19 protein-coding genes are annotated in these 19,769 nt (G+C 42.3%); 3 read left to right on the top strand and 16 right to left on the bottom strand.

Features of this window, described 5'->3' with window-relative positions; genetic code table 11:
- Positions 1-18: 18 nt before the first annotated feature.
- The 6 genes from MKY75_RS23485 to MKY75_RS23510 all read right to left on the bottom strand — a co-directional run bounded on the left by MKY75_RS23485 (position 19) and on the right by MKY75_RS23510 (position 5,083).
- Positions 19-948: a nucleoside hydrolase gene (locus MKY75_RS23485; RefSeq protein ID WP_029518629.1), complete on the bottom strand. Its 930-nt coding sequence runs from the start codon at positions 946-948 to the stop codon at positions 19-21.
- Complete coding sequence (locus tag MKY75_RS23490; protein WP_029518630.1) at positions 948-2,021, bottom strand: ABC transporter substrate-binding protein; 1,074 nt, start codon at positions 2,019-2,021, stop codon at positions 948-950. Before MKY75_RS23490 ends, MKY75_RS23485 begins: the two co-directional genes overlap by 1 nt.
- Positions 2,022-2,195: 174 nt before the next feature.
- Positions 2,196-2,540, bottom strand: a complete 345-nt coding sequence (locus MKY75_RS23495; protein WP_029518631.1) for a hypothetical protein — start codon at positions 2,538-2,540, stop codon at positions 2,196-2,198.
- 402 nt (positions 2,541-2,942) lie between these two features.
- Positions 2,943-3,254 (bottom strand): hypothetical protein, encoded by a 312-nt coding sequence (locus MKY75_RS23500; protein WP_340886710.1) that lies wholly within the window; start codon positions 3,252-3,254, stop codon positions 2,943-2,945.
- Positions 3,255-3,286: 32 nt separating this feature from the next.
- Positions 3,287-3,583: a WXG100 family type VII secretion target gene (locus MKY75_RS23505; protein ID WP_340886712.1), complete on the bottom strand. Its 297-nt coding sequence runs from the start codon at positions 3,581-3,583 to the stop codon at positions 3,287-3,289.
- 39 nt (positions 3,584-3,622) lie between these two features.
- Entirely contained in the window at positions 3,623-5,083 is a 1,461-nt protein-coding gene (locus MKY75_RS23510) for a lipase family protein (protein WP_340886713.1), read from the bottom strand.
- Between the two features lie 80 nt (positions 5,084-5,163).
- On the opposite strand from MKY75_RS23510, the gene MKY75_RS23515 reads away from it, so the two are divergent.
- A complete protein-coding gene (locus tag MKY75_RS23515; RefSeq protein ID WP_318627980.1) occupies positions 5,164-5,511 on the top strand; it encodes a hypothetical protein in 348 nt (115 codons plus the stop codon).
- A 473-nt stretch (positions 5,512-5,984) separates the two neighbouring features.
- Positions 5,985-7,345, top strand: a protein-coding gene (locus MKY75_RS23520; protein WP_241113430.1) for an IS1182 family transposase whose coding sequence is annotated in 2 segments (ribosomal slippage) — positions 5,985-6,552 and positions 6,552-7,345 — 1,362 coding nt in all. Because the reading frame shifts where the segments join, the coding sequence is not laid out codon by codon here.
- A 126-nt stretch (positions 7,346-7,471) separates the two neighbouring features.
- Here MKY75_RS23520 and MKY75_RS23525 read toward each other — a convergent pair.
- The 10 genes from MKY75_RS23525 to MKY75_RS23570 all read right to left on the bottom strand — a co-directional run bounded on the left by MKY75_RS23525 (position 7,472) and on the right by MKY75_RS23570 (position 18,201).
- Positions 7,472-7,618: a hypothetical protein gene (locus MKY75_RS23525; RefSeq protein WP_318627688.1), complete on the bottom strand. Its 147-nt coding sequence runs from the start codon at positions 7,616-7,618 to the stop codon at positions 7,472-7,474.
- Between the two features lie 27 nt (positions 7,619-7,645).
- Entirely contained in the window at positions 7,646-9,040 is a 1,395-nt protein-coding gene (locus tag MKY75_RS23530; protein WP_340886716.1) for a contractile injection system protein, VgrG/Pvc8 family, read from the bottom strand.
- Positions 9,041-9,061: 21 nt separating this feature from the next.
- A complete protein-coding gene (locus MKY75_RS23535) occupies positions 9,062-9,676 on the bottom strand; it encodes a hypothetical protein (protein ID WP_340886718.1) in 615 nt (204 codons plus the stop codon).
- Between the two features lie 38 nt (positions 9,677-9,714).
- Entirely contained in the window at positions 9,715-10,842 is a 1,128-nt protein-coding gene (locus MKY75_RS23540) for an N-acetylmuramidase domain-containing protein (protein WP_340886721.1), read from the bottom strand.
- A gap of 24 nt (positions 10,843-10,866) precedes the next feature.
- Entirely contained in the window at positions 10,867-12,249 is a 1,383-nt protein-coding gene (locus MKY75_RS23545; protein WP_340886723.1) for an NADase-type glycan-binding domain-containing protein, read from the bottom strand.
- Between the two features lie 59 nt (positions 12,250-12,308).
- Positions 12,309-13,760 carry an NADase-type glycan-binding domain-containing protein gene (locus tag MKY75_RS23550; protein ID WP_340886726.1) on the bottom strand — a complete coding sequence of 484 codons (1,452 nt, stop codon included), beginning with the start codon at positions 13,758-13,760 and terminating at the stop codon, positions 12,309-12,311.
- Positions 13,761-13,893: 133 nt separating this feature from the next.
- On the bottom strand, positions 13,894-16,656 hold the full coding sequence (locus MKY75_RS23555) for an NlpC/P60 family protein (protein ID WP_340886729.1): 2,763 nt from the start codon (positions 16,654-16,656) through the stop codon (positions 13,894-13,896).
- Positions 16,657-16,707: 51 nt separating this feature from the next.
- Positions 16,708-17,085 (bottom strand): DUF4280 domain-containing protein, encoded by a 378-nt coding sequence (locus MKY75_RS23560; protein WP_029518643.1) that lies wholly within the window; start codon positions 17,083-17,085, stop codon positions 16,708-16,710.
- A 2-nt stretch (positions 17,086-17,087) separates the two neighbouring features.
- Entirely contained in the window at positions 17,088-17,612 is a 525-nt protein-coding gene (locus tag MKY75_RS23565; protein ID WP_165145931.1) for a hypothetical protein, read from the bottom strand.
- Positions 17,596-18,201, bottom strand: a complete 606-nt coding sequence (locus tag MKY75_RS23570; protein WP_029518645.1) for a hypothetical protein — start codon at positions 18,199-18,201, stop codon at positions 17,596-17,598. Before MKY75_RS23570 ends, MKY75_RS23565 begins: the two co-directional genes overlap by 17 nt.
- A 372-nt stretch (positions 18,202-18,573) precedes the next feature.
- Here MKY75_RS23570 and MKY75_RS23575 point away from each other — a divergent pair, with 372 nt between their 5' ends.
- Entirely contained in the window at positions 18,574-19,758 is a 1,185-nt protein-coding gene (locus MKY75_RS23575; protein WP_029518646.1) for a GAF domain-containing sensor histidine kinase, read from the top strand.
- Positions 19,759-19,769: the final 11 nt, after the last annotated feature.

Genomic DNA, 19,769 nt, shown 5'->3' on the forward strand with positions numbered 1-19,769 from the left:
CTTGCGGTTATCAAAATGTTATTCCTTATTCAGCACCTGGATAAACAGCTCCAGAAAAGCTTCGCTGTCCACCTGTTCGCATACATTCATATTGGGGCTATGATTGAGGCGGTTCTGCACATCGCCCACCGTTTGTCCGTCACATATACGACTGGAGGTTTCCACGTCGACATACAACGACGAGGTATCGACTAACCTCGAATTCAATGCGACACCCACGGCAAGCGGGTCATGAAGCGCACAGGCTTTTACCCCGTTGCGTTCTTCATAACGCTTGGTATAAACGGCCGTGCTTTCAGCTACATAATTACGAATTGCTGGGCGGGTCAGACGAGCAATATGATCCGCAGTCAGCAGAGCCTTCCGTGTTACATCCAGTCCCACCTGTATCAACCGACCAAATCCTGCATGAAATACGATTCGTGCGGCTTCAGGGTCAGCATACATGTTGTACTCCGCTACAGGTGTAATATTGCCGCACCCGTGAATAACACCGCCCATAAAAATGACTTCATCGACGTGATCCGTCAGTTCGGGACACTTCAGCAGCGCCAGTGCCAGATTGGTGAGTGGCCCGGTGCAAATGAGCGTCACTTCCCCCGGGTGAGCCATCACGGTGTCAATAATGATATCCGGTGCAAAACCTTCGGACGCAGACATGGCTGGGACTACTCCATTCAGTGCGCCTCCAATGCCGTCTTCTCCATGGACACGATGCTCGTGCAGGCCTTTACGTATTAAGGGGGCCTCCGCCCCCCGATAAACCGGAATATCCGGTCTATCCAAAAGGTCGAGGATTTTGCATGTGTTCAATGTTGCTTGTTTAAGTGAAACATTACCGCATACCGTAGTAATCGCTTGGATATCCAGTTGACCACTTTTGGCGGCTAGTAAAATACCCAACGCATCATCAATGCCCGTATCTACATCTAATATAACCTTCTTCATTATTGTGCAACTTCCCGGTTCCAGCGATCTGTCCATGCCTTGATATGATCGTTAACGAACTTCATATCCAGCTTGGTCAGCTTGTTCACTACCTCTGTACCGTACGTAATTCCCTCTGTATCCGCACCGGACAGTACCACCTGCGTATTCACCGGGGAATCAACCTTCGCCTTGGCGGATTTTTCTTGAACTTCCTTACTCAGCTGCCAGTTGATAAATTCCTCAGCCAGCTCCTTCTGGTCGGAGCCTTTCACTACATTAATCGTGTTCATTACTGCGTAAGCACCTTCACTAGGAGCTACAAATTTCGCTCCTGGCACAGCCGCCTGCAAATCTTTGAAGTACATTTCCATGATTGGACCGCCGGCAATTTCTTGTTGACTAAACATGTTCACAAACTCAGATGTTTTGCTATAAAACTTAACGATATTCGGACTCAGCTCTTTCAGTTTTCCGAAGGCTTGGTCTTCATTAAACTCCTTACTACCCGCTACCTTGGAGGCTGCATCTACCATCATCGGTCCGGCAGTCGCCGTAATATTCGGCAAAGTCACGTTTCCTTTGAACTCAGTTCCCCACAGGTCAGCCCAAGAGGTCACATTCTTTTTCACCAGCTCCGGATTATAGGCAATACCGAGACGCCCGACCGTATAAGCAGGACCATACTCCTCACCCAGCGGTGCTTTGGCAATATCATAAATTTGGTTCAGGTTCGGCACCTTGCTGCGATCCAGCTTCTCAAACAATCCCTGTTGGATTCCTTGTTGAGCATAATAATCGGACAGATAAATCAGATCGACGTCTGTGCTGCCTTGACTGATTTTGTTCAACCGTTCCGCGTTATTTCCAATTTCGACCACGATATCAACGTTATGTTCTTTTTCAAAAGGCTCGTACACTTCTTTGTTAAAAAAGTCCTCGGAAAAGCCCCATGTGGAAATAACTAGTTTCTTTTTCCCATCAGCTGAACCATCTTTTCCATCTGTCTGACCGCCAGTAGCATTACTGCCGCAACCTGCCAGTACCACGGATGCCAAGGTCACAGCCATAAACCCTTTAAACCATTTCTTCATATGAAACTCCCCCTATTTTTTATTATGCACACCTTATGACACAAAAAAGAAAAGTACTCTTGTAAAACAAGAATACTTTTCTTCGTAAACAAAGAATAAGTTGATCCCGCTGCGCGTTATAACAGGTTCTCCCCTCAGATAGATCCGAAGCGAAAAGCCGAATATCCAATTTTATTAGGATTCCTTCAGAATGATGTTCGTAATAGCCCACTGCGTTGCTGAATCATAATCACGCAGTAAAGCATCTATATCGAGCTCCATATCCTCAATCAGCTTCTCGCGAAGTCTCTTCTTGTACAGCATGGACATTCGGAAATCCACTTCCAGCTTCAAGCCGGGGGCTTCCACTTCCAATGCCGCCGAGCGTGGAGAACGCCGGTGCTTCGCCACAAAGGTAACAATGTTGTTCTCAACGGTGGCCCGCAGCAGCGTGGTCCCGAAGCCGAACAGTTCCTTTGAAACTTCATTGTAAATCTGGCACATCCGCTTCTTGCTTTCGTTACTGTCGAGCAGCGTCATGAACCCACCCTCATCAGCATATTACGTACAATCAATCTTTCAACACGATAGATTATACATAAATATACGATAAATAGCAAACAAAAATCCCTAATCCAAACACATATGATGCGAAAAAGCGAACAATATGTCGAACTTTGTAGCTTTTCAACATTTTTACACCTTTTTTAACTCATCTTCAAGCTTCCGAACGCTGCTATATTCGCCCACAGGGTAATTTTAAAGTAGACTCCGGTAAATCTCTGGCCAAGGGTTTTATCGTCGTCATTCCAGAGGAAATTTTTTTCCTTCTACTATATATGTAGCTTTTACTTAAATGCATTTAACCGTACCCCGCAGGAGTCCCCTAGCGATTGTACGGTTTTTTATGTTATGTAGCTGACTGGCCAGATGGGAACCCCTTCAAGAAAAAGCCGATTGAATCCACGAGGACTCTACAAGAGTAGCCGGCCACAGCAGCATAAAGTTAGCTATGATATACGCCCTCTTAAAAGCATAACGATGATAAAAATACCAACAGCTCCATGATATGAATATTCCTATCGGGTAGCTCATTATGACATAGGCAAAAATATAATTGCTGAGATAATCTCCAGCTGTTGGTGCATCGAAAGGAAATGCGACCACCATCAGCATGGCCGGATAGGCAAATAGCGTTAAGCCATAAACGATATTCAATATAAGTAAAATGACAAATGCATTTTGATCTTTCATGATGTTCTCCTAACTATTGCAGTCCGCCTGTATCACCATTGTGCAGCCCGTTTGCGTCTCTCCTCACGCCGATCAGCTTCTTCCATTTTGCGAATATAACGTTTCAACTGCTCTTTATGATCGTCCAATTCCTGTATTCGTACAGTTGTACCTTGGAGAAACGTCTCCATTTTACGTGTTAATTCAGCAGCTGATTCTCCCCGCCATTCATGCAGCCTACCATATATATTTTTCATCTGCTGCTCCTGATGCTGAAGTCTTTGCTTTAGCTGCTCGCATTGCTGAACAGCCCTACGCAGATCCCCCAGGCTCAAAGATATTCTGCTCATCTCTTTCGCCTCCCGTTGTGTTCTTCCAGCTGCTCTTTCTTATTGATCCACCATCGTAAATTCCTGGCCCTTACGATCTATATATTCTGCTATCTCTGTAATCGATTCCTGATACCAGCGATTAATCCGATCCAGTGTCGCCGTAGCACTATGCGCAAGCGGGGTCAAAGACTGACTTTCACTTGTCCCGATATGAGCCTGAAATAACTGAATGGACGCACGGGTATCACTGGAAAATCCATGCAAGCTAGAACGCATCTGATTAGCCGCATGCTTTAGCTCCTCAGGTGTTAATTGAATTGTACCCCCATTTTTGTTGCCTACAAAATAAGCTCCACTATTAGCGCGGCCATTTTGTTGGCCTGCTCCCATCAAATTCACACCTAGGGCATTAGCAGCAAACTGCCCGAAGGCACCCATTTGTCCACCATAGCGTTCAACCAGATCGCCCATGACTTCCTTGAGCTCTGCTCGCGCGGCCAGCATCTGCTCGTATGCCTGCACCCGTGGATTGCCTTCCACCAATTGACCGTCCATCGTGTACAGTGGATTGATTATATTGCCGTTTTCATCAAATGTGAAATGATCCATGCTATGTGTCGCTTCTCCCATTACCGAATTATAGAACTTTGTAATCGGATCTTGCTGCATCATAGGCAACGTCATCGGGACATACACAATGGGAGACCATTTGGGCCCCCAAAAAAAGTTAGCCCACTTATTTTCTCTTTCGACTGGTAATGAAACAGGAATAGTGATTTTAGCTCTATTAGCTGTCTTATAATCATTGTCTATAAAGTAGGTTGTACCCACATGTGGCTGTGCATCATTAGCTCCCGAACCGATAGTATCTTTCGGATTGACATAAGCGACATTCGTCTTTCGAAAATCGCCATTTTCCACCTTCCTTTGAAGATCATCCGGTAACAGATGCACAATGCTTGGTGGATTATAAGCGACTGATGTCAGTCCGTTCCGCACCGCCACATATTCTGCCTCCGCTCCTCCTAGAGAATGGCCTGTGGTCGTTATTTCAGCAGAGGGATACTGTTTTTTTACGACATCATATAGATTCTCAGCTTGTGTAAATTGATTATTCTGGTACTTCTCCTCATATTGAAGAAATGCGCTTTGCACTTGTGGTGGGAGTTTAGCCACCTCTGCCTTATTATTTTCATAATATTGATGGACTTCTTCCAACGTTTTCGCGCGTCCTCCGACGACATCGCTGATATCCGTTCCCCAGTCCATCGCCACGCTCCATTTGGGGCGATCTGGAGGTTCTGTACCCCTATAACCGATGATCACCTGATTGGTCTTCTCGTTAAGGAATACAGTCGCATCGAATCCAGAACCGTTCGTATCATGCAGCATAGCTCCTTCAGGCTCAACAATCTTCCAGTCAGGAAGAATTCTGCTTTTAGAATCTTTGGCAGTCAACTCTCGGTCATAAACTCTATCCGCAATGGTCCAGTATGTTTTATCGTTAATGTAGGTCAAGTTATTCCCACCTTGTCTATTGTGTAAATATATTATAGAGTTATGAAAAAAGGTGATTACCAGAAAAGGAGAATTGTAACTTGAACAGAAAAATCCCACTGATTCTGGCACTTATTTTAATTATTATGTATTCAGGAGGTTGTTCCAGCTTGTCCGATAAAGAGAAAAAAGAATTAGTAGACGTCGCCACTCCCATCGGTGTGGAGTTTATTAAAGAACACTATAATGCCGATTTCATATTAAAGGATTATGCTGTGGATGATCCTGCTGTCCACTCCAGGCTCTATCTATATGGGTACATTAAAGGCCACGAAGACAACAAAATTACCATCTACTATAATTATAAAACCAAAGAAGTGATTGACGTCTCCGGGCCAGATTGGTTTATCGACAGTGAAGTCCCCAAATACAAGACCCCTTCTTCCTGAAAAGGGATACTCATCGAGCATTTCACTCTCAACATATTTGTAATCTATATTAAAGTCTAATTTTTCCCAAATTAAGAAGTAGTATAATTATAGTGCATCCTTTTTGCGAGCGATATAGCCGAGAGGAAAAATAAGTATAAAGTCATTGGATACAGTATATCTGGTCACAGTACATAGTTTATGTAGAATAGGTCTTTGTAACTGTATGTTAGGGGAAAATTGCACAGATGAACACCATTTTTAATTTTTACTATTAAAGAGTATGCAATGACAAATGTAGTTAATAAAATTCACCTTTACGGCTACATAACAGTGCTAAAAGGGTATAATCATCAAACTCAAATAAGGCTCCTTAGGAGCCTTCAGGCTGTCGAGAAAGTCTCGACAGCCTATTTTATGTTAATTTTGTTTAAGACGACACCGCGTTAATGTTGTATAATATAGGTAACTATTGTAGAACGGATGGTGTTGATATGCTACGCTCCAACCGCGAAAAACAACAATCCTACGAATTTGTTTCCATCGAAGATCTGGTTCCTCAAGATCACTTGCTCCGCAAAGTAGATAAGTATATCGATTTTTCGTTTATCGATGATAAAGTTCGACCACTGTATTGTGCAGACAACGGGCGTCCTGCCATTGATCCTACCGTATTGTTTAAAATGATCTTTCTCGGTTATTTCTATGGCATTCGCTCAGAACGGCAACTCGAGCGAGAAATTCAGACGAACCTAGCTTATCGTTGGTTTCTGGGGTTGGGCTTAACGGATAAAGTTCCGGACCATACGACGATTAGCTGGAATCGTCGCACTCGCTTTAAAGACACCACGATCTTTCAAGATATCTTCGATGAAATTGTGCTGCAGGCGATCTCTCACCGAATGGTGGGTGGGCGTGTTCTCGTCACCGATTCCACACACGTCAAAGCCAATGCTAACAGGCACCAGTACACCAAAGAACAAGTGTTGCAGAATACTAAAGACTATATGGACGAGCTGAACGAAGCGGTGAAGGATGACCGGAGAAACCACGGAAAAAAGCCTTAAAATCCCGAGAGGAAGTGAACGAAGAAAAAGAAATTAAAGTGAGCAAAACAGACCCGGACAGCGGCTATATGATCCGTGATGGCAAGCCCGAAGGCTTCTTCTATCTGGACCACCGCACGGTGGATATGAAGTACAATCTGATTACGGACGTGCATGTGACACCAGGGAATGTACATGATTCTGTCCCCTATTTGTCCCGTTTGGATCGCCAAAGAGAACGTTTTGGTTTTCAAGTAGAAGCTGTTGCACTAGATTCAGGTTATTTAACAACGCCGATTTGCCGAGGTTTGCAGAACCGAAAGATTTTTGCCGTGATTGCTCACCGAAGATTCCATCCCAGACAAGGACTGTTTCCGAAATGGAAGTTTGAATACGATGCCAAACGCAATGCGTATAGATGCCCAGCCCAACAGGAACTGCCCTACCGAACGACGGACCGTAAGGGATACCGGCAGTATGCCTCTGACCCAGCTCAGTGCCAGCATTGCCCACTGCTAAGTCAGTGTACCCAGTCTCGAAACCACCGCAAAGTGGTGACTCGGCATGTCTGGGAAGACAGCAAAGAGTGGGTACGGAGCAACCGGCTGAGCCCATCTGGTAAAAAGCTGTACCGCAAACGAAAAGAGACGATTGAGCGAAGCTTCGCGGATGCCAAAGAGCTCCATGGGTTTCGCTATTGCCGTTTGCGCGGTCTTCCAAACGTCAGGGAACAAGCCCTTATGACGGCAGCCGTGCAGAACATGAAGAAGATGGCGATCCACCTAGATCGCCTGGAGAAACAGGGGTAACCCCCCCTGCTTCTCCAGAGACCAAAGCATTATGATGTAAAAAAGAAACCCACGTCTCAAAATGACGGGGTTTCTCGACAATCTGAAGGCTCCTTAGGAGCCTTATTTACTTGTTGCTAAACATATTTAACGCTCGTCACCTTTGGTACTATGCTGAGTTACATGAATAAAAGGATATTCGCCTTTGCTTATTTTACGTTTCCATTCTTGGACCATATCTTCCTGGGTCGGCGCTTTCTCATTGACAATTGCTCCTGTAGTTACTTTAGCCATGCTTTCCCCTTCTCTTGGTAGTTTTATTTACTGCGTCTTTATCTTTTCTCCAGTCATTTTAATGTTACCATCCATTTCTACCAGACTCGTTTTACATTTTAAACCGATAGCATCCTTCGCGGTGACCTGAATTGTGTTCCCCGCATTGAATACCAAATTTCCATCAGCCTTAACACGGATGTCCTTTTTACTCCGCAATTCGATGCCATGGTCATCCAGCAGTCGAATCACCACTTCATCGTCGTTCCCAGTGATTAAAATTTCATTTTTCTCAAAAATAATAGCTTTGCGGTACTTGGTCATAAAGATTTTCGTCGATGGGTCCTTAATAAAGTCACCTCCTTTGGATCTCTTTCGGATCGAGTGGGTCACAATAGCGTCTTTTTCTTTAGCGGTCGGAAAGTAAATGTCTACAAAATCAAATAGCTCCGGCATGCAGTACCATCCTGTATTCCCTTCCGATGTATAAAATGTAGCCGTTGGGAAAGCGTAGGTTTCCTTGACATTCGGCTTGACCTTATCCATTTCATAAAAGAAAACCTTCACATGGTCCTGCTCGATTCCAATAACCTTCGATTTTAACGAGATACCACGAATGCTTTCATTTACAATCAAATCCTGTTTCATTCCATCCGCTGTAGTCAGCACATATTCATGCCACAAAGCACTATGTCGTATAAACGCAACCGATTGCAGGACGTATAATGCTTTCCCTTTAAATTTAACCTCCCCCCCAATTTGCAGCAGGACATCTCTAGCCCCTGTCGTTTGCACTTTATAATATAAAAGATTGTCATCCTTGCTGGCTCCTGGTTTGGTTTTTCTCGTCATGGAGTAGTTATACTGCCTGAGCTCAGGCTGATTGACGCCATCCGGCAATCCAAAATAAAACTGAGGTTTTTCACCAATCGGATCAGGTATTAGTCCCCAACCAAGCCGAGACGCTATACGTTTTAGAAACGACCAGTCCGTTTCGTCGTATTGCATCGTAAATTCCTGTAAAAGCTGATCTTTTAAGCGGCTCGTACAATTGGCTTTGGGATAGGATTTGAGTACATGTTCAAGTAATGCCTGCACCTTCATCTTCACATTTTGAAAGGATTGTCTATGAAGCACTTCATCCAGCTGGCTTGTATAGGAGAGGGCCTCGACGACCAAATAGGCTACATTGGACACCAACTTGATTCTGAACTGCGTGACTAATCCCCTAAATAATACACTCTGCTTTTGATCATCATTCACATAAGAAACGACTAACTTCGCCCCTGCTTCCATATGATCTGTGTACTCTTCCATTTGGGCACCCGTTAACACACCTGTCAAAAAGACTTTCACATGCTCATTCATTTTCTGTACAACTTTAACTTTTGGATTTTTAAGAGATAAAACCGTTCCATTATACTTGATGATTGGATATCCCATGTTACCGCTCCCTTTTGTCGGTTAGTTTACGTTTATCCGTTGTTTGCTTACGTATTGAATGACATCGTTAATAGTTTGATTATGTCCCTTATCGTTAAGGGTCTCATCTAATGCAGGAATTGTGGTAAAAGTTTTATTTTTTTTCTGAAAATAAATGTCCGCTATAGGGAATGGTTTTGCACCATCTGGTCCAGACCCCGTTTCATAATAAGCGATAATGATAACGTCTTTTAATCCATCCTTATTTAGATCCTTGAAGGCCACCGCTTCTATGCCTTCATCAGCATACCACCATTCATTCCCATATAAATCAGGAAATGAATATACAACTCGTTCTCGGTCATCTAATAGAAAAAAGAAGTTTTTAGGAATTTCATCTTTTTTTGTTTTAGTCGATACAAACCGTACTTTCCCAAAGCCCTCAAGAGTAGTTTGAAAAGACTGCTCCTCGTTAATGGTATACTTATCTGTGTTTAGTTTTTTGATATTACTATTTACGTTGTTACGCGTTATAGAACTTTGCATCGGTTTAGTTAAGGTTGCAGTCTCTTGAGGAATAGCTGAATATAATCCCATAGCCTTAAGCCCATTTAAAAAGCTGGATATAACAATTATGAAGATAAACACTCTATACATGCACTTGCCCCCTTGAGCTCTTCATTTAAACATATATATTAACTATTCTTATACAAGTCAGTATTTGATTTTAGCTTTTTTGTGTAATCATCTACTTTTGCTGGTCCGTTATATCCACGTACAAAGCGTCTTAAATCATTTGTTTGTAAAGAACTAAGTAGATTTTTAGAGTTTTTTATATATCTGGAGAACCCTTTTATCTGCTCTTCATGCCCAGAACTGAATGCCAGAAACATATCTTTAGCAGAACTGTATCCCGCCATTTTATAATTAGAGCCCAATATTTGCCCCAATCCCATACTTATAGAAGCATAAGCTTTTTTTTCATTCTGAGTGATGGCAAAATTCAGAGTAGCATATTCACTGCTCTGATTAGTGTGCACTTCTTTCCACTTCATTTCAACACTTTCTCGATATCTATGCTCCTTCCAATGTTTTTTTGGTTTATCTAAAAATGTAAACAATGAAGTTGGATGCTCTACAAAATGATGCACTTCAAATCTTATTACTAACTTGCCATTTCTAAAACCTGAGCCTCCTGATTCAACAAGAATAACGGCTCCAAGTAAGTTAGGATCGACGTTTAACTCTGCTCCTAGTTTTTTAATAACGTCACCATACTTCTTTTTGAATTCAGCAACAGATCCAAAACTGCTTTTATCACCTTTTCCTGTTTCAATCCCGTCCGTTTTTGGCGTATTTGGAGGTTTAACTTCTTCTTTCTTCTTAGTATCATCAGATGGTGGTGATGCTTTAGTACTCGTATCGATCAAACCTAGCTTCTCGCGAATAGCTCGTCCCGCCTCCTCAGCAGCCAGCCTTTCCCTGATATCTCCACTTGCCTCCGCAGTCATCCAACGAACGGTTTCTTTTTGCATTTGCTCTTGAGCCCATTTGGGGAACGTAGCCATTTCGCGGAGCTTGCTACGAAGTCCTTCTGCCAGCTTCTGCGCTTTACGCATACCAACCTCGTCACCATTGGCTTGTGCAATATACCAATCTTCTTTGTATTTACGCAGCCAGGTGTGGGCCCAGTCGGGGTAATTTAGTTTTTGTTTTTTCTGTTCTGCTGCAAGATCAAAAGCCTGTGCCTTCCTGTGCGCATTAGCGGTTGTTAAAGCTTTCAACATAGGGGTTGCACCAAACGTTGGTTCTTTCCATTTCATATGTCTTCTCCTTTGTTAGAAATGCTAGAAGAATCGTATCTCCGACATACAGGTATCGTGATATTTAGTTCCTCGCTCTACGGTCTCAATCGTTATTTTCACGAATGAAGTATGAATAGGCTTATCAAGAAATTCGTTGCTTATAAAATCATTATCTATCATCATGGTCTGCCCGTTTGAAAACTCTAGTTTCATTCGTTTAACTCTATTATTTGCTTGGAAAGCTTTGGATGACTTAGCTAAACCATTAATAAGCTCAAACCCCTTCAGTTCTTGCATAGAGCCGAAATCAATTTTGATCCACTCCCCGATCCCGTTTCCTTTAACTCCTTCACACCAGGCTGTACTCGCATCTCCGTCCATGATGTTTTGGGCAGCATAGGAATTTCCTGCTTGGTCTGGAAGTGTAGAAGAGGCAATGATTTTCCGTGCCGGGATACTTTTTCGATATTTCATTAAATCCGTTGTTGTTTGTATCCATTGTGTAGGGGACACGTTATAGCCTATCCTGTGGAACACATTGGAGTATTTTATAGGCAGACCTGTTGGGATGTCTCGTTGTTGCATTTCACCCTTCGAGTTCAAATAAGCAACCCTGTGATTATCCGAGGTTATAACAGGAGAGTTTGTGGCTTTCATTAATAACCTCTTCTCTCCTGTTCTGATATTGAGCAAATACGTCTTATCAAGATCGTAAGAAGAGAGCAGTAAATTATCGTTATAAAGCCACTGTTCAATCTGTATGCCGTCTAATCCTGACTTGATTTGTTGGATTAGCTTGTTCTTGGACAAGTCATAGATCAATATATTATGGTTACTATTGACAAGGGCAAATTGGTTACTGTCAGGTGAGAACACGGGAAGAACGAGATAGTGGCCATCGTTTAAATGTCCTAATGCTTTCGTTTTCTGCATCTGATTTATATAATAAAAATAGGCAGCATCCTCTGTGTAAACACACTTCCGAAAGTCAGGAGACATAACGGCGTAGTCCCTATTCGGCACCTTAAATTCAGTTATTTTCTTTGTGGTAGACAGATCAAAGATTTTAATGATTAAATAATCCAAATCCTGCGATTCTCTACATAAAGCGATATGTTTGCCATCATCCGAGAAACCAGCCAGATACAACTCATTTTCAGGATACGCTTCACCTTCACTTGCATGTAATTTACCTATAATGTCATCTAAACCAATATAGGTATTGCCTGTAGGATCATCCATATCAGCGAGATAATCCACAGGCATGTTTCCATTTTCCGCTTCAAAAAGCAACCAATTTACAGCCCTTTTTGTTGGAGGAGGTTTCTTGGACTGAGAGACAGAAGCATAAGTTTCATTCCGCTCCTGTCCTACTTTTTGCCCCTCATTCGATTGTATACACCCGCATAGCATGGAAAAGATCATGACCAATAACGTAATTTTACTTATCCATACTGCAGTTTTTTTCCGTTTTCTACTGTTCATCACAATAACTTCAGCTCACCTATACATGTATTTGGGAAGTCCGCGCCTTTTTTCACTTCCAGGATGGTAATCTTAACGAAAGAAGTCCGTATAGGTTCATCAAATTTGAAACGTGCCCCACTGCCCTCAAACACTTCAGATTGCCCATTCGAAAAATCAAGTTTCATTTTTTTGATTTTACTTACGTCTAAATACTTATTATTAACCCACATGAAGTTATCGGTTATATCTATACCTCTCATCTCTTGAGTTGAACCCAAATCTATAGTTACCGTTTCCCCTACTCCGCCCCCCTTGGTTCCTTCACACCAAGAGGTTGAATAATTTCCATCCGTTAAATTGTCCACATTAAAAGAACGAATACCCTGATCAGGTAGCGTAGAAGAGGCAGTAATTCTTTTCACTTTAACCTTGTTGCTATACTTCATATAATTGGTTTTTGCTTCGATCCACTGTATTGGAGCCGTGCGTATTCCTTGGTTTTTAGTAAAAGAGGATATATCCTCCTTTCTTCCATCGCTCAGATGAACCAGATACATTTTTGATGCTTCGTATTCTGCGGACAGCGCCAATTTTTGATCAGGGGATAGTATAAATGGTGCCGTACTTTTAGTTATCCACCTTTTTTCTCCGCTCTCTATATCAAATGAATAGACATCTTTTGTGTAATTGTCGTCCTCTTCAGAAATTGTATAAATTAATTTATCTTCTTGATCCCATTGCAAAAGCGAAACCATAGACCCTGTAAGTAAACGTTTTATTCCACTAATACCGGACAGATTCAGCATAATGATGCCTGGTTGGTCATTTTCCTCAAAACAGAATCTAGTGCCATCTGGAGAAAATAATCCTGAACTAATGATACCTAAATCTATTTTACGTTTCCCAATGTCTATTTTTGTCGTTTTCCTCTTTACTGCATCATATAAATACACTTGCCCATTCAACTCATAAAGATATTTACTTAAATCAGGAGAGACTACAGGGTAAGACGTTGAAGGCAGTTCAAACTCGGACTCTTTTTTTCCTGAGTTCAGATCATATACCTCAAGAATGTGTTTTTCGCCCCCTTCTTCCACATCAGAGATTGTCCTTACGATCGCCATTCGACTTCCATCATTTGATACTCTACTGACAGTTACTTGGGAGCCGCGATATTTTATTCGCTCTTCTTTAGTTTGCATCGCATCTACCAAGTCATCGATTCGTATATAGGTCTTCCCTGTAGGATCATCTAAATTGGTCAAAAATTGAGTCGGATATGGGTCTTCTTCTCCATTTAAAAGCCACCGTGCTTCTTTTTCAGTAACATTTCTATTATCTTGTGTGACCCTGTGTGATGATATTTCTTGGGGGTGAGGAGACGAGAAAGCTTCCTCTCCTTTAAACCCACTACATGCCGATATAATGGCTACAAAAGTAACAATCAATATGATTTTTATAAAATTCACTTTCTTACCACTCCCTATTCCGTTCTCAATAAAGCCTACCTTGCTAAACGGGGCAGCACTATTTTCTCCTGAGAATACCTTGGAATCAAATATTATTATGATGTTTTAAGCTACTACTTATTTTCTTATTTTCTTATTTGTTAATTATTGAGCCATCATCTTGTATAATACGTCTAATTGCGATAACGTTTGAATATATAAGACCATAACCTTTTCCCCAATTTGTGTTTAATTTATCTATTGTTACATTATGAGATGGCTTGAGGTCCTTTTTCATTTCAGCAAGAGTTTGTGCATTACCATGCTCGTGAATGAACTTTCCATCTCCCACATATATTCCTACATGATCTACTTTGAATTTGGTTTTCCCCCCACTCCCCCAATCAAATAAGATTAAATCACCTAACTTCAAATTTTTATAATCCCCACTGGATCGTAAAGCTTTGTAGTCAACCTCTGTTCCCCGATGGATTTGATCGCTTGTAGTACCGCCTATACGCACATTTAATATGGTAAAGTACACCGAGGAACTAAAATCAGAACAGTCCATATAAATAGGTGGATTGTTGGGGTCCAGCTTCATCGTTGTAATTTTAGTATCCATACAGTAAGGAATCTTGCCTAAAAACTTCTTAGCGAATTCTACAATTGCTTTCCTTTTTTCCTCGGCAGAACTGTTGGATGGAGTAGGCTTTGGTTCCTCCTGCGTTGGCTTTTCAGGAGTAGTCGGCGGCTTCTTGCCCGGTTCCGTTTTCGTTGTTGTCGTTGCTGGAACTGTTGGCGTTGCAGCCTTATTAACCTTAGGCCATGGAAGAATGCCATTGGCTACTTGATGCAGGTACACTGCGAGCACATCACGACCATATCCCTTATTTTCCAGGCCGTATTTTTTCGCAAAATCATGCAAAGCGGCGTTGAGCTCCTTATCCCAATCGCCTGTAGTTGGTAGCTTGTACGAGAAGCTGTCTGGATACTTCTTGGCAAGCTTGTTCAAATTATCTCTGGCAAGCAGGCTGTTCACGCCATACTTACTACGCAGGGCAGCCGCTTCCTTAGCAATAGCCCTTTGATCGGCGATGGTCAGCTTATGGGCCGCATCTGCGTATTGTCCGGACAGCTCCTCCAGCCGATTCGCATCCAGATAGGATTTGGCTGAATGACCACGAATCAGCTCGTTGATTAGCACGTTGTCACGCAGTTGGTTCGCGAGAAGATGCATCTGCTTTTGCTTGGCTTTGTCGTTGGCTCCATGCGCTTCCCACCACTGGGACGTGTATTCATGCATTTGCGCTCTGGCCCAGGCAGGCATACGATCTATTTCTGCCACCTGCTGACGCAATTGCTTGGCCTTGGCCGCTGCTTCCTTGGCCCCCTTTTTGTCCCCGGCTGCCACGGCTTTGTAGTAGTCCGTTTTAAATTGAAGCAGCAAATTCTGCACCCATTGCGGATACCCTTTTCCCTTCAATTCTTGAATCAGGGATTTATAAGCTTTCAGTTCGGCATCAGGTACCTGATTTTTCATGAACTTACTAGCCTTGATATGAAGTGCTCCATCGGTTCGGATATAGCTAGTTTTGCACGTCAGAGATATTTCGCGAGTAGCGGTCATCTGTACCTTTTTGCCATGCAGCACTAGGTCTGTATCGGCGTGAAAGGTGAGATCGTGATGGCTGTACACATGAATACCAGATGCAGGGTTTAAGCGTACCAGTATCTTATCTTTCTGGGTGGAGAGGGCTAATTCCTTATCATCGAATCTCGCCACTTTTTGTGTTTTGGTATGAAATAGCTTTCTTGACGGTTGACTGATTTCATCTCCTTTGTAGTCTCTCTTACGCAGGGATTGAACTACACGAGCCTCCTTTTCTTTGTTAGATGGAAAATACAAATGGACATGATCCCCCAGCTCAGGCATGCAATGCCAACCGATCCCATCTCCGGTATACATAGTGGGGTAAGAAAACCAGCACCCTTCAACTTTGGACTGCATGGAATCCACGGACAGATGAAGTTTAACGGATTCGTTTTCACTATTTAAATCAATAACTTTCCCTTCAATAGAGGTACCTTTAATAAACTGATTATGTATGACCTCCCTCGGAATACCCTCTTCAGGAACGAGAACATAGTCATATGTCATAATACCTTGCTTCATCTCTGCATGAATTTGATCAATAACCCAATGCTTTCGTCGAAACACGACGACATCTCCAAGTTCAAAACGCTTCGTATCCTCCACTTCAGCATATGTATACCGGGGGCCTGACTTTGTTTTTTGGAGGGAAAAGTTAATGCTGCGCAGTTCACCTTTCACCTGTTCTTTTGAGGCACCTAACCATAGTCTCGGGAACACGGACGTAATCTCGGCAATCAGTCCAGTTTGTAGATGAGAAGCCATTCTTTTCAGAAACTCCCAGTCACTCTCCCCATACTGAATAGTAAAGCCATCTAACTTTTGATTGCTGTCCGTCAGGTCAATAAAATCCCCATGTGGATAGGCATCTATGAGTTCGCGGAATAGTTGATAATATGTCAATTTGCCGTTTTGAAACGAACGGTTTTTCCTTTGTTGATCCATCAGATATGTAAAAGAGGCAGCCTCGATGTACATGTGATATACGCCATTTTTGAATGCAATTCTAATATTGGTGACGATTCCTTTAAAGATGCTAACTGTCCCTCGGTCTTCATCCATCTCATATACCTCTAGCACATCCTCATCATGTGCTAAACCGTCATACTTCGCATGGTCCTCATCCGGTATGAGAGCAGTAATGTACACCTTGCCGTGCTCATTTATCTTCTGTGTCAATTCAAAATCAAGCAGCCTGATAATCTCATACGGTGCATTTACTTTAATATTTCCATAAGTCAGCACAGTTCCTGCCAGTCCCATCTTACTCCCCCCGGTTGCTTTTCATGTGATGCAAATCCTACAATCTGTTAACTATTCCTGCCCGTCTGTGGTGAACGAGATTTTTCCACACCACATGCATAAGTTCGTGGAGCAGCTCATCAGAGCCGGAGATTGATCTACGTATACATCCTTTTTTCCATTCAACCAAGGCATAGAAACGCTCGGTTTGCAGGACTGCGGAATGATTTTCCCGGAATTCCCTTTGTTAGCAGAAGAGACTGCAGGATTATGCATACTACGACACATTCCGAAAGAAGGGATATGCGTCTGCGGGTGAAAATCCTGAATATTCCCTTGTAGTTTGTCACCAATACTAATTCCCCTGTTAGCTGAAACACTAAATCTTCCTGTATGACTTCCATAGCTGCAATGTATCTGTGCCCCATCCACTACATAGCTCTCACTCATTCTTAGACTCTCCTTTGTATAGATGGCCCCTCTGTATCGACCTTTTGTAATTTCAAGCCTGCCAGATTGAACTTCAAAATACATTCAGCCACATCGAGGTCTACAATGATATGATGATTGGCACCCTGAACCCTGAATATTTTATGATTCTCGACTGCATATTCATCTAAAATGATTTTCTTCAGTGTACCGTCCCTATGATATTCACTGCGTGGTGATAAACACATCAGGCTAGGCGGATTTGCCAGCCAATACCTTGTTTGCTGCATTCGCTGCATATCGGCAAAAACAACTAACTTCCAGCTTAATCCGGCTTGATATATATCAAAGATTTCCTTTAGTTGTTCCGAAACGATGGGTAACGGATGCTCTATAAAATCAATATAGTCCGCATCACCTGATACATAAAATTGTAAAATAGATTCTTCATCGGCACATGATGAGCTTTCTGCCCATTCCAATAACTGCCGGCGATTCGTCCCTACTGGATACATATACTCCGTAATACGATTATCCTGTTGAATCATGTAGTACTCCATAAGCTCTTGAATACACCACCTCACTGATTCCTTTATACTCCCCTATTCTTACTTCCAAATCGTCCTCACATTTCAAGGCCTTGAATTCAGGTAAATGTACAACCTGCTGAATAGCATCTTTCGCTAATTTCAGAATATATTGATGAAATTCCCCTGCAGCCTGGAGTACAAATCGCTCCACATCAGGCTGAAAAATCTTGTTCATATAAGGTTTTCGAAGCTGATTCAATTCATCCTCCAATTCTGCTAAAAAGCTGAATGCCCAGCCTGCATCATAGATTCCATAACAAGGTTGAGGATCAAAGAACCAATTTTTATCATAGGCTTCGACGACATAGTTATAGTTGCGATCCACCAGATACGTGCGCCTCATAGAATAAGTAATGTATCCGATCCTTGTCTTGGCCACTTCTGAAGAATGGGCTTGCAGGCAGATCGATTGAAAGGATTGAATAAAAGAAGAGATGAGCTCATCTTTTCTTTGTTCATACAAAGACGCTGCCTGATGTAATTTCTGGTTCAATACATCTTCTGCATAGGTCTTAAGGAAGTGTTCTAGGGCTTCTTGTCTATTCATAATTCCACCTCTGAACCTATTATATAGAATATTTACATGATATTACTGGTTCTATCCTCCTATTTTATTACACAATTTTCATATCATGAGATTACATATGAATTTATGAAAATAGAATGAAAATAATCATATATTTTCGTGAATGTGTAATAATACAAACAAAAACCTTCCCAGAAAGGCTAGCATTAGACCTAAAAAATGAAGGTTTGCGCAAGCGAATAGGTAAATGGAAGTAGAAAGATCGGTTTATAATGAAATAATCATGTATAATTAACAATACGCTCCAAAAGCACATTCAGAGGATCGAGAATGGGATACACAAACTGCTAAAGTTTTTGGATAACCACCACTTTGCATCAGGATTGGAGATACATGACTACTTCACCTACAGGTTTTTATAATAGTATTCAAGAGGCTACCGCGCACGTCATTGATGTGTTGAGTGATATTTTACATGTAAACACCATTTTTATTACCGCTAATGATGGGATTACGAATGTAATCGTTGATTCATTTAACCGGGAAGAGATACTCGTTAAGAAAGGGGATGTGCTCCCTTTTGAGCTTAGCTATTGCAGTCTGGTGTTGGATCATCCTGCGGATCACCTCACGATTTCAGAAACGACTATTCACCCGCACACATGCGACTTAGATGTGACTAAAACTATCGGAAACCACTCATTTACAGGAATCCCTATTCGCATGAAAAATGGTCAGGCTTACGGAACCATTTGTATCTTGGACGCACCATCTGTACATTTGACAGAATCCGAACTGAAGGCCCTACAGGCTATGGCTGTATTTCTGGGTTATGTGGTGGAACTGGAGAAAGAAAAGATAGATGCTGAGATCTCTGCCCTGAGCAAGCTGGATTTGATCTCTTCCCTGAGTAATAAAATTCGGTTTTCGCTAACCGAAATATGGGGAGCCACCGACCTCATGCTGACGACAGAGTTAACAGAGGAACAACAGCAATATATGAGCATCATGGAGTCGAGCAGTCGCTCGCTTATGACGTTGTTGAGTAATATTTTGGATTACAGCAATATAGAGTCCAGGCAGATCGATGATATTGAAGATCCGTTTGATCTGAGAACGATGATGGAAAATGTATTGAGTCTGTATACAGAGGTAGCCGCACAGCGGAATCTAGAGTTGAAGCTTGACTGGAATCTCACCAGCTCGCCTATTTTTATCGGGGATGAGGCTAAAATTCGCCGTATGTTGATTAATTTGGTAGATAATGCAGTGAAGTTTACAAACACAGGAACCGTCACTTTATCTGCAAACACCCGATCTGTGACCGATGCACCTGAGGTTGAACTGGAATTAAAGGTGAAGGATACTGGAATCGGTATATCTCCGAATAAATTGAAATTGTGGCTTGAACATGACCGTGGGTACTCCCCCTCATATGGTAATCCAGGCTTGGGTTGGCAGATTACCAAACATCTATTAAAACGAATGAAGGGTAAGATGACAGGGAGGAGTGAACCTGGTAGCGGGACGGAGATAACGCTCCAATTCACCCTGAAAACATACCAGGAGTCAGCCTAAAACTGAAATTA

The sequence above is a fragment of the Paenibacillus sp. FSL L8-0663 genome (genome assembly GCF_038008125.1).
In the GTDB taxonomy this organism is placed as follows: Bacteria; Bacillota; Bacilli; order Paenibacillales; family Paenibacillaceae; genus Paenibacillus; species Paenibacillus polymyxa_D.

What these genes read in the sequence shown, in the direction of transcription:
- MKY75_RS23485 (WP_029518629.1), bottom strand. Translation starts at nt 948, where the DNA reads ATGAAGAAGGTTATATTAGATGTAGATACGGGCATTGATGATGCGTTG.
- MKY75_RS23490 (WP_029518630.1), bottom strand. Translation starts at nt 2,021, where the DNA reads ATGAAGAAATGGTTTAAAGGGTTTATGGCTGTGACCTTGGCATCCGTG.
- MKY75_RS23495 (WP_029518631.1), bottom strand. Translation starts at nt 2,540, where the DNA reads ATGACGCTGCTCGACAGTAACGAAAGCAAGAAGCGGATGTGCCAGATT.
- MKY75_RS23500 (WP_340886710.1), bottom strand. Translation starts at nt 3,254, where the DNA reads ATGAAAGATCAAAATGCATTTGTCATTTTACTTATATTGAATATCGTT.
- MKY75_RS23505 (WP_340886712.1), bottom strand. Translation starts at nt 3,583, where the DNA reads ATGAGCAGAATATCTTTGAGCCTGGGGGATCTGCGTAGGGCTGTTCAG.
- MKY75_RS23525 (WP_318627688.1), bottom strand. Translation starts at nt 7,618, where the DNA reads ATGGCTAAAGTAACTACAGGAGCAATTGTCAATGAGAAAGCGCCGACC.
- MKY75_RS23530 (WP_340886716.1), bottom strand. Translation starts at nt 9,040, where the DNA reads ATGGGATATCCAATCATCAAGTATAATGGAACGGTTTTATCTCTTAAA.
- MKY75_RS23535 (WP_340886718.1), bottom strand. Translation starts at nt 9,676, where the DNA reads ATGTATAGAGTGTTTATCTTCATAATTGTTATATCCAGCTTTTTAAAT.
- MKY75_RS23540 (WP_340886721.1), bottom strand. Translation starts at nt 10,842, where the DNA reads ATGAAATGGAAAGAACCAACGTTTGGTGCAACCCCTATGTTGAAAGCT.
- MKY75_RS23545 (WP_340886723.1), bottom strand. Translation starts at nt 12,249, where the DNA reads ATGATCTTTTCCATGCTATGCGGGTGTATACAATCGAATGAGGGGCAA.
- MKY75_RS23555 (WP_340886729.1), bottom strand. Translation starts at nt 16,656, where the DNA reads ATGGGACTGGCAGGAACTGTGCTGACTTATGGAAATATTAAAGTAAAT.
- MKY75_RS23560 (WP_029518643.1), bottom strand. Translation starts at nt 17,085, where the DNA reads ATGAGTGAGAGCTATGTAGTGGATGGGGCACAGATACATTGCAGCTAT.
- MKY75_RS23565 (WP_165145931.1), bottom strand. Translation starts at nt 17,612, where the DNA reads ATGATTCAACAGGATAATCGTATTACGGAGTATATGTATCCAGTAGGG.
- MKY75_RS23570 (WP_029518645.1), bottom strand. Translation starts at nt 18,201, where the DNA reads ATGAATAGACAAGAAGCCCTAGAACACTTCCTTAAGACCTATGCAGAA.
- MKY75_RS23575 (WP_029518646.1), top strand. Translation starts at nt 18,574, where the DNA reads ATGACTACTTCACCTACAGGTTTTTATAATAGTATTCAAGAGGCTACC.